Origin of the sequence: Fundicoccus sp. Sow4_D5, from assembly GCF_052116365.1 — a bacterium.
In the GTDB taxonomy this organism is placed as follows: domain Bacteria; phylum Bacillota; class Bacilli; order Lactobacillales; family Aerococcaceae; genus Fundicoccus.
In genome coordinates this window covers 176,509-186,539 of record NZ_JBQKLF010000004.1, presented here as the reverse complement: position 1 = coordinate 186,539, position 10,031 = coordinate 176,509, and the positions used below count along the sequence as shown (strand labels likewise).

The window sequence follows — 10,031 nt, the reverse complement described above, 5'->3', positions numbered from 1 at the left end:
AAGGTCGTAGGTTCGAGTCCTACCTCCGCAATTGGTCCGGTGGTGTAGGGGTTAACATGCTTGCCTGTCACGCAGGAGATCGCGGGTTCAAATCCCGTCCGGACCGTTTTTTACTAAGCTAGACATCATGCGGGTGTAGTTTAGTGGTAAAACTACAGCCTTCCAAGCTGTTGTCGTGAGTTCGATTCTCATCACCCGCTTAATGGACTCACATCGGTGGGTCTTTTTTTATGCTATTTTATAACTTTTTTGTCAGATAAACCTGATAAAAATTTCCTAAGAGGGTAAACAGCACAATGTTGTTTACCCTCTTTTGTTATGCACAGTTGTTGTGTATAAGTCATAATTTTTTCGATGTATGTAACAGTGTGCATTCAATAAATTTACTTATGTGTTTTTAATAATCAAATTATGATTGTATGTCCTTGTAATATCTATCTTTCCAGCAGATATATCTAAGAATCACAGGGTTAAATGTATTAGATACTCATTTTATCCTAACTATATCGGGTTTCTTTAATTTAATTCTAATAAAACTATTGACTCTAGGAGTTGGCTTATCTATAATTAGTATTATTCTGCCTGTAAAATATTAAAGGCATTCCTGAGGAGGAAAACGAATGGTATCTAATGGTAAAAAAATTGTACAAATGTTTGTGGCGTTAGCTCTTTTTCTTTCGATTCTAGCATCAGCAACAAATGTTAGTGCACAAGATGAAAATGTACTGCGTGTTCAAACGGAAGTAGAAATTGCGACACTTGATCCAAATATTGCGACTGATGGTACGTCAATGGAAGCAATTGCCGCATTACAAGAAGGTTTGATGACTCGTAATCAAGAGGGTGAGTTTGTAGAAGCTGCAGCTGAAAGTTATGAAGTAAGTGAAGATGGAACAGTTTATACCTTTAAACTTCGTGAAGACGCTGTTTGGTCAAATGGTACGGCGGTTACTGCGCATGACTTTGTCTTTGGTTGGCAACGTTTAGCAGATCCTGCGACTGCTGCGGAGTATTCATTTATTTTAGATACGGCTGGTGTTAAAAATGCTGCGAAGGTTACTGCTGGTGAGGTTGATAAGTCAGAATTAGGTGTGGTAGCGGTTGATGATTACACATTAGAAGTGACTTTAGAGATTGCGACGCCCTATTTTCTCAGCTTAATGGCTTTCTCTCCACTATTCCCAATCAACGAAGCGTTTTATGAATCAACGGATGGTCAATTTGCGACTTCTCCGGAAACAATTATTTCAAACGGTGCCTTTGTATTAACAGGTTACACACCTGCTGGTGCAACGACTGACTTAACAAAGAATCCTGATTACTATGATGTAGACAGTGTGTCATTAGATGGCTTACGTTTCCAAGTAATTAAAGATTCTCAACAAGCTGTATTAGCTTATCAAACGGATCAATTAGATGTAACGAATATATCAGGTGAGCAAGTAACGTTATTCTCTGCTGATCCAGAGTTTCGTTCAGTGGAACAAGGGTATATGTGGTTTATTTCACCTAATCAATTAAACGAAAACATTGCGAATACTGATTTACGTTTAGCAATTGGTAAAGCATATGACCGTGAGGTAATTTCGAATAATGTCTTGAAAGATGGTTCATTACCAGCTGCTTACTTTATTCCACAATTATTAGCGGATGGTCCAGATGGTACGGACTATCGTGATGTTGCTGGTCGTGACTTAATGTCTTCAAATGCTGAAGAAGCACAAGCTCACTTAGAAGCTGCGAAAGAAGCGTTAGGAACAGATAGCTTTACGCTAAGCTTATTGATTGAAGATACAGAAGCATCAATTAACGTTGCTCAATCATTAGAAGCGCAGATTGAAGCAACATTACCTGGTGTGGATATTCAAATCGAACAAACGCCTAAGAAAAACCGTTTAGATCGTATGCGTGAAGGAGACTTTGATTTAGGCTTAACACGTTGGGGACCAGATTATGCAGATCCAACGACTTATTTACAATTGTTGATTACTGATAGTAGTTATAACGATGCTCGTTACTCTAATGAACAGTTCGATGCTGATTATGCAGCTATTCAAACAGGTGATTTGGTGTTAGATCCAGAAGCACGTTTTGCTAAAATGATTGAAATGGAAAAATTAGCATTGTCTGAAGGTGCTGTTTTACCAGTTTACCAAGCGGCATCTGCTGTATTGGTTAAGGCAAATGTTGATCAAATTGGTTTCTACACTACTGGTACACCACGTATTTTCAAATACGCTGTTAAACAATAAGGTACTCTCAAACGCGATATAAGTAATAGAAGTCAGAACGTTTTCTAAACATATTATCACATTATGTGTAGAGATTGACTGTTTAATTTTTAAGCAGTCAATGTCACACAGCTGGATAATTGCTGGAAAGTGCTTCTGACTTTAGTTGTTTATAGTTTTTTGAAAGGCCGAAGTAAAATCTAGAGAGGATTTATTTCTATGAGCAAGTATTTAATTCGACGAGTACTCATTTCAATAGCGACTTTATTATTGATTGTCTTCATTTTATTCATGTTGTTACAATTCATGCCAGGTTCGCCATTTAATGATGAAAGAATCACTCCTCAGCAAAGAGAGTTAATGAACATTCGTTACGGCTTAGATAAGCCAGTGTTAGTTCAATTTTTCAACTATGTGAAGAATATGTTATCTGGTGATTTAGGTGTATCGTATTCAATTTCCCGAGATGTTCCAGTAACAACTCTATTAAAGAGTCGTTTACCGATTTCTTTTGAGTTAGGTTTTTGGGCAGTTATTGTAGGGACTTTTTCCGGACTTGTTTTCGGGACGGTGGCTGCATTCAAACAGAATTCCCTTTGGGACACGTTAGCCACGTTATTATCGGTTATCGGTGTGAGTGTTCCTTCCTATGTATTTGCCTTAGGCTTATCGTATTACTTTGGCTTCCAATGGCGTGTGTTTCCCATTCTCTTCAATGTCAATGACAAAGCAATGAGTATGGTATTACCAGTTATCGCCTTAAGTCTCTTTACAATGGCGTCGATTGCGCGTTTCACTCGAACTGAGATGATTGAAGTGCTACAGTCCGACTACATTCAGTTAGCTGAAAGTAAAGGGGTAACAGGCAGTCGTCTGTTAGTTAAACATGTTTTACGTAATGCGAGTATTCCCATTCTAACTGTTTTAGCCCCTTTAATTGTTGGTTTAATGACTGGTTCAATGGTTGTAGAGCAAATATTCTCCATCCCAGGTTTAGGACAATTGCTTGTTCAAGCGATTCAGTCGAATGATTTTAATATCGTAATGGGAATTTCATTTATTTATTCAGCGCTATTTATTTTTGTCATGTTAATTGTAGATATTCTATACGGATTGTTAGATCCACGAATTCGTGTGTCAGGAGGAGAGTAGTATGACAGAATCTAAACAAGTAATCACTAATAAGCAGTATGACTTTCTTCCAAGTGACTTTGAGTTAGCCGATAAAGGGAAAGACGTTAATGAACAGGAGATTTATGTTCGTGAGTCTTCATTTAAACAATTTTTAACGAAGTTTTCTAAAAACAAAGGCTCTGTTTTTGGCTTATTCTTTATTATCATTATCATCTTTTTTGCTTTATTTGGTCCTTATATGAATTCCTTTGGATCTAACGAGCAAATTATCGGTAATGAAAGTATGGCACCACGCGTTCCTTTCTTAGAAAATTTTGGCCTCTTAGATGGAACGCAAACTTTAAAAGCCTCAACGGGTTCAATTGAAGTCAATAAATATGAGACCAATGCCAATGCGAGTGATGTCTATTACTGGTTTGGTAGTGATGTGTTAGGACGTGATATCTTCACCAGAACGTGGGAAGGAACACGTATTTCACTTTATATTGCCTTAGTAGCCGTTATTGTGGATGTGTTCATTGGAATGACCTATGGTTTAATATCAGGCTATTTCGGTGGTAAAGTGGATATGGTTATGCAAAGAATTCTTGAAGTTTTGAATGGAATTCCAAGTCTAGTCATCGTGACATTATTAATTGTTGTACTTCGACCAGGAATTTTAAGTATTACAATTGCGATTGCCTTAACGGGTTGGATAGGGATGTCTAGAGTTGCACGGGCTCAAATATTAAAATTAAAAGACCGTGAATTCGTTCTAGCGGCTCGCACATTAGGTGCTAAACCTAGTACGATTATTTTTAAAGAGATTTTACCGAACATTTTTGCTCAACTAATCATCATGTCGATGTTTAGCGTGCCGAACGCTATTTTTACGGAATCTTTCCTAGCTTTCATTGGTTTAGGAGTTCCAATGCCAGATGCGTCCTTAGGTTCGTTAATTAGTGATTCATTTAAATCATTTTTAAATGCACCTTTCATGATTATTCCGCCGGTACTTGTATTATCTCTGACAATGCTTAGCTTTAACTTATTAGCAGATGGCTTAAGAGATGCACTTGATCCAACGATGAAGGAGGTATAAAAATGGGACGTACAAAAATCTTAGAAATGCGTGACTTAAACGTTTCGTTTAGAACCTCTCAAGGTTCGATTGAAGCTATTCGTGGTGTTAATCTGGACTTATATAAGGCTGAAACTTTAGCAATCGTTGGTGAATCTGGTTCAGGAAAATCAGTAACTGTCAAAACCATTATGGGAATACTTGCTAACAATCAGCGAATCAATTCAGGCGTAATAGACTATAAGTATGAACAAAACGGTCAAATGACGTCAGTTGATTTATTGAAAATTTCGAAGAAGGAGATGCGTCGAACGTTTAATGGTAAACGCATCGCCATGGTTTTCCAAGATCCGATGACCTCTTTAAATCCCACGATGACGATTGGCGCACAAATAATGGAAGGAATGTTCATCCATTATAAAACAGGTAAAAAAGAAGCGCGTCAAAAGGCTCTGAGCTTATTAGAGTTAGTTGGAATCACGAATGGTGAGGAACGTATTGACCAGTACCCACATCAATTATCCGGTGGTATGCGTCAACGCGTGGTAATCGCGATAGCTTTAGCCTGTGACCCGGAAATTCTAATCTGTGATGAGCCTACAACAGCCCTTGATGTGACAATTCAAGCAAAAATACTTGAATTAATCAAAGCAATTCAAGAAAAAACAGGTATAGCGGTTATTTATATTACGCATGATTTAGGGGTGGTGTCGAAAGTAGCTGACTATGTCAATGTGATGTATGCAGGGCGTATCGTTGAAAGAGGAACAGTAGATGATATCTTCTATAACCCTAAACATCCATACACATGGGGCTTATTATCAGCAATGCCTGATGTCAACACGACATCGGACAAACTTTATGCGATACCTGGTAACCCACCAAATTTAGCCCATCACAAGCAAGGAGATCCGTTCTATGTAAGGAATGTCTATGCATTGAATATCGATAAACGATTGGATCCGCCGGTGTTCCAGGTGTCAGATACTCACTATGTAGCGAGCTGGTTGATGCATGAGAATGCACCAGTAATTGATATGCCCTCTGAATTAAAAGGAAGAATCAATCGAATGAAATTGGAGGCGAACCAATATGACGGCTTATAATCAACCATTATTAGAGGTGAAAAATTTAAAACAGCATTTTAGGGTGAACAAACACTTTACCGTCAAAGCCGTCGATGGAGTTAGTTTCCATATCAATCCAGGAGAAACATATGGTTTGGTGGGAGAGTCAGGCTCAGGTAAGTCCACAATCGGGCGGTCATTGATCCGTCTATATAACCCAACTTCTGGTTCAGTCTTGTTTGATAATAAAGAGATGGCGGGGAAATTAGATAAAGACCGTGAAAAATTACTACGTACAAAAATGCAGATGATTTTTCAGGATCCGATGGCAAGTTTAAATCCACGTAAGAAAATTATTGATATTATTACTCAAGGCTTAGAAATTCAAACTATCTATAATTCTCAATCAGAGCGTGAAGCGCGCGGTCTAGAGATATTGGAACGTGTGGGGCTATCAAGGGAATTTGCGAACCGTTATCCTCATCAATTCTCTGGTGGACAACGCCAAAGGGTTGGGATTGCTAGAGCTTTAATTATGAATCCACAATTAATCATAGCGGATGAATCAATTAGTGCCTTAGATGTTTCAATTCAAGCTCAAATTGTTAATTTGATGAAAGATATTCAACAAGAGACTAAACTATCTTATTTATTTATTGCGCATGATTTATCAATGGTGAAATATATTTCTGATCGCATTGGTGTCTTGCATCAAGGTCATTTATTAGAGACCGGTACAACGGATGAAATTTTTAACAATCCTATTCATCCTTATACAAGGTCGCTCTTATCTGCGATTCCACATCCGAATCCTCGTTTGGAAAAACATCGGATTGCTCTACATTATGATTATGCCGGTAGTGGGTTAAACTATGGACAAGGAGTGGAACATAAGTTAAGCGACACTCATTCAGTATGGTTGGAGCCAGCGAAAAAGGACAAGATAATGCAGGAAGCAAAAAATAATCAATTGAATTAGAATTAAAAAAAGAGCTGTTAAGGAATCGATTCCTTAGCAGTTTTTTTAGTCAATTGGGAAGAAGCTAATAGCTTCTTCTAGTATCTCCCGTTGGTTTGAATGCTCTTACTTTCGGATAAGAAGCGATTGATGCTTGTCTGCTGCGCTGTCTTTTATTAAAATATGTGAAAATGCTTGTAATTAATATTTAGATGAGTTATATTAGTTTTGGATTAGAAAACATTAAAATTAGTTAAGGAAGTATACCTATGCAAACATTATGCGCACAACAGAATATTATTATTATTATTAATATAAGGGCTATGTATTTATAGAGAAAATTCTATAAAATATACAGTCCTATTCGTGCATCATGATGAATGGGACTTTCTTATAAGCCACCCATTCGATGATTGAATGGGTGGCTTTTTCTATTTTAAACAATCTGATCTAAACAATAAAAACAAATACAGGAGGAACACAGCATGAACTTTAGAAAATTCGGAATTAAGTTATTTACGGGACTAGCGTTATTAACAGGGGTTGCACCAGCCATTACAGCTAGCGCACAAGAGGATAAAGAACCGATTTTGGTCGGTGCGAACTATGAACTATCGGGTTACTCTGCTTCATATGGTGTCGCATTATTTGAAGCCTTACAGTTAGCGGTTGAACAGGTCAATGAACAAGGTGGTTTATTAGATGGACGTCCAGTAGAGTTAGTTTATGCTGATAACCAATCTGATAAAACCGAAACAGCATCGGTTGCGACAAAACTGATTGAAGATAATGTCGTAGCAATTGTTGGACCAGGTGCAACGGACGTCGCGATGGTACAGAGTCAAATCATTGAAGAAGCGGGTGTACCTACTTTGATTCCTGCAGCTACTGCTGACCATTTAACAACGAATGCCGATGGGGAAGTTTATAATTACTTATTCCGTTTAGCCTTCACTTATACTTATCAAGCGAACGCAGCCGCTCGTTTTGCTCAAGATCACTTCGGTGCAACTAAAGCAGTCGTTCTGGTTGACCAAGCCAATGACTATTCAGTTGGTCAAGCTGGTCCGTTTGTGGCTGAATTCGAACGTTTAGGTGGAGAGATTGTCCGAGAAGAGTCTTATACAGGTGGAGAAACGGACTTTATGGGAATTCTAACGACTTTGATGGCGGAAGATTTTGATGTAATTTACTTACCGGCCTTTTATACAGAGGGTGGTTTAATTACGAAACAAGCTCGTGAAATGGGGATTACACAACCAATCTTGAGTGGACACGGTTTTGCAAGTGATACATTAGTGGAGTTAGCAGGTCCTGAGAACGCAACAGATTTATATTATACGTCTCACTTCCACACAGGTTCAGAAGATCCAAAGGTAAAAGAGTTTATTGCTGCTTATGAAGAAAAATTTGGTAAAACACCCGATACATTTGGCGCATTGGGATATGACGCAGCTAACCTTTTATTCCAAGCAATTGAAGATGCTGGATCAACTGACCGTGAGGCTGTTCGTGACGCTATTGAAAATGTCGAACAGTTCGAAGGAATTACCGGTGCCTTCTCATTTGATGATTTCCATAACGCTGTGAAGACGGCACCAATGCTTCATATGGAAAACGGGGAAATCGTAGAAGTGTTTGAAGTGGATGGTTCGACGAAAGAGTAATAAATAATATGCTTGTGAGAGTCAGACATTAAATAACTCACTACACCAGGGAATCATCATTAGTTGATGGTTTACCTGGTGTTTTTTTATTTGTCATAAAAAGTTAGTTAAAAACGGTTTTAGTTTAGCTGTAGAAAAATGATTATTGGAATAAGGCGTTTGTTAAGGCGCTTTGTTTGTATTGAATACTAATGTAAGGAGGTAAAAAATGTTAAAAGTTGAAGGAATCGAGAAAACGTTTGGGCAAAACAAAGTTTTGAAAGGAATTGATCTAACGGTCAATCAAGGTGATGTTGTGGCACTCATTGGCCCAAGTGGGACAGGCAAGACAACTTTGTTACGGACCATTAATTTTTTAGAACGTGCCGATAAAGGTCATATTATCGTAGATGGGGTAAGCGTGGATTGTCAAAGCGCTACGCAGAATGAGATTATCCAATTACATCGCAAGACAGCGATGGTATTCCAAAATTATAACCTTTTCCATAATAAAACGATATTAGAGAATGTTATGGAAGGTCTAACGATTGTTCAAGGTAAATCTAAAGCGGAAGCAGAAGCAATTGCCAAGGAACAGATTGAGATGGTTGGCATGAGTGATAAATTAGATGCTTACCCGATGCAATTATCTGGTGGACAGCAACAAAGGATTGGAATTGCGCGTGCTATGGCACTTAATCCTGATGAGATGTTATTAGATGAGCCGACTTCTTCACTTGATCCGGAACGCTCGGCTGAGATTTTAAAAGCTCTACAAACAGTCGCGAAAACGGGCATGACGATGGTTATCGCCACGCATGAAATGAATTTTGCGAAATATGTGTCGAATCACGTTGTCTTTATGGAAGCTGGTCATATCGTTGAACAAGGAACACCGGAACAGATTTTTACCAATCCAAAGGAAGAGCGAACACGTAGGTTTGTTCAGGAGTTAGAAAATCCATTTGCGGATTAATTAATTATAAAGGGAGATTTTTATGAAATACTTAAAATATTTAGCTTTAGCGCTTGTGTCTTTAATTTTAGTGGCATGTGGTGACGGCAATACACCAACAGAAGAAGCAAACGCTTCAGTAGAGGAAACGACGGAAGCGGTTGAAACGACGACAGAAGACGATGTAACTGAAGTAACTGTAGCGGTTGAAAATGCATCAAACCCACTTAGTTTCACGAATGACGCTGGTGAGTTAACAGGTTACGAAGTGGATGTCATTAATGCTATAAATGATGTCATCGAAGGTTATCATTTAAATATTGAGTCAGTAAGTGCTGAAGCAACGCAAGTTGGTTTAGACACTGGGAAATATGCCTTTATTGGAGGCGGCCTTTTTAAAAACGCTGAGCGCGAAGAATTATACTTATTCCCTGAAGAACATACAGGTGTGAGTACGATTGAGATTTTCAAACGTGCGGACGATGATAGTATTCAAACATTGGATGACTTAGTGGGTAAAGTGGTTCATCCAGTCACACCAAACGGTGGAATTTTTAATCTATTGACAGCTTATAATGAAGAAAATGCAGAAGCACCGATTGATTTACAATTAGGTGAAAGTGGAAACTTCGCTCAACGATTCCAAGCGTTAAATGATGAGGTGTCGGATGCAGTTGTTATGCCGTCTAACTTAGGCGCGTCAGATATTATTGAAGAGTTATCTCTGAACGTTAATACAGCTGACGAACCAGTTCAAGTGAACCCAACTTATTTCGTATTGGCGAATGATCAAACAGACTTGAAAGAAAAATTAGATGCTGCGATTCAACAGTTAAAAGAAGAGGGTGTCTTGGATGAATTATCTGAAAAATGGTACAACGAAAACATGTTTGATTACGAATTGTCAGAGTAATCCTTACTAAACTACTAAAAATCAAAAATCATGTATCACAATGTGAAGGTGTTGCCGGTGCCGCTCT

Annotated in this window: 8 protein-coding genes and 2 tRNA genes; all 10 read left to right on the top strand. The window is 38.3% G+C overall.

The features are described 5' to 3' along the window. Window positions 1–33: 33 nt before the first annotated feature. Window positions 34–106: transfer RNA gene (locus tag ACTQ45_RS07210), tRNA-Asp, on the top strand. Window positions 107–129: 23 nt separating this feature from the next. Then, a tRNA-Gly gene (locus ACTQ45_RS07205) sits at window positions 130–200 on the top strand. 420 nt (window positions 201–620) lie between these two features. Continuing rightward, entirely contained in the window at window positions 621–2,252 is a 1,632-nt protein-coding gene (locus tag ACTQ45_RS07200) for a peptide ABC transporter substrate-binding protein (RefSeq protein WP_441763334.1), read from the top strand. Window positions 2,253–2,450: 198 nt separating this feature from the next. Continuing rightward, window positions 2,451–3,383 (top strand): ABC transporter permease, encoded by a 933-nt coding sequence (locus ACTQ45_RS07195; RefSeq protein ID WP_441753471.1) that lies wholly within the window; start codon window positions 2,451–2,453, stop codon window positions 3,381–3,383. Window position 3,384: 1 nt separating this feature from the next. Next, on the top strand, window positions 3,385–4,446 hold the full coding sequence (locus ACTQ45_RS07190; protein ID WP_441753469.1) for an ABC transporter permease: 1,062 nt from the start codon (window positions 3,385–3,387) through the stop codon (window positions 4,444–4,446). Between the two features lie 2 nt (window positions 4,447–4,448). Further along, window positions 4,449–5,531, top strand: a complete 1,083-nt coding sequence (locus ACTQ45_RS07185) for an ABC transporter ATP-binding protein (protein ID WP_441753467.1) — start codon at window positions 4,449–4,451, stop codon at window positions 5,529–5,531. Next, a complete protein-coding gene (locus ACTQ45_RS07180) occupies window positions 5,518–6,471 on the top strand; it encodes an ABC transporter ATP-binding protein (RefSeq protein WP_441763333.1) in 954 nt (317 codons plus the stop codon). The genes ACTQ45_RS07185 and ACTQ45_RS07180 overlap by 14 nt, the downstream gene beginning before the upstream one ends. Before the next feature lie 464 nt (window positions 6,472–6,935). Next, on the top strand, window positions 6,936–8,117 hold the full coding sequence (locus tag ACTQ45_RS07175; protein ID WP_441753463.1) for an ABC transporter substrate-binding protein: 1,182 nt from the start codon (window positions 6,936–6,938) through the stop codon (window positions 8,115–8,117). 208 nt (window positions 8,118–8,325) lie between these two features. Then, entirely contained in the window at window positions 8,326–9,072 is a 747-nt protein-coding gene (locus ACTQ45_RS07170) for an amino acid ABC transporter ATP-binding protein (RefSeq protein ID WP_441763332.1), read from the top strand. Between the two features lie 22 nt (window positions 9,073–9,094). Further along, complete coding sequence (locus ACTQ45_RS07165; RefSeq protein ID WP_441753459.1) at window positions 9,095–9,964, top strand: transporter substrate-binding domain-containing protein; 870 nt, start codon at window positions 9,095–9,097, stop codon at window positions 9,962–9,964. Window positions 9,965–10,031 lie beyond the last annotated feature (67 nt).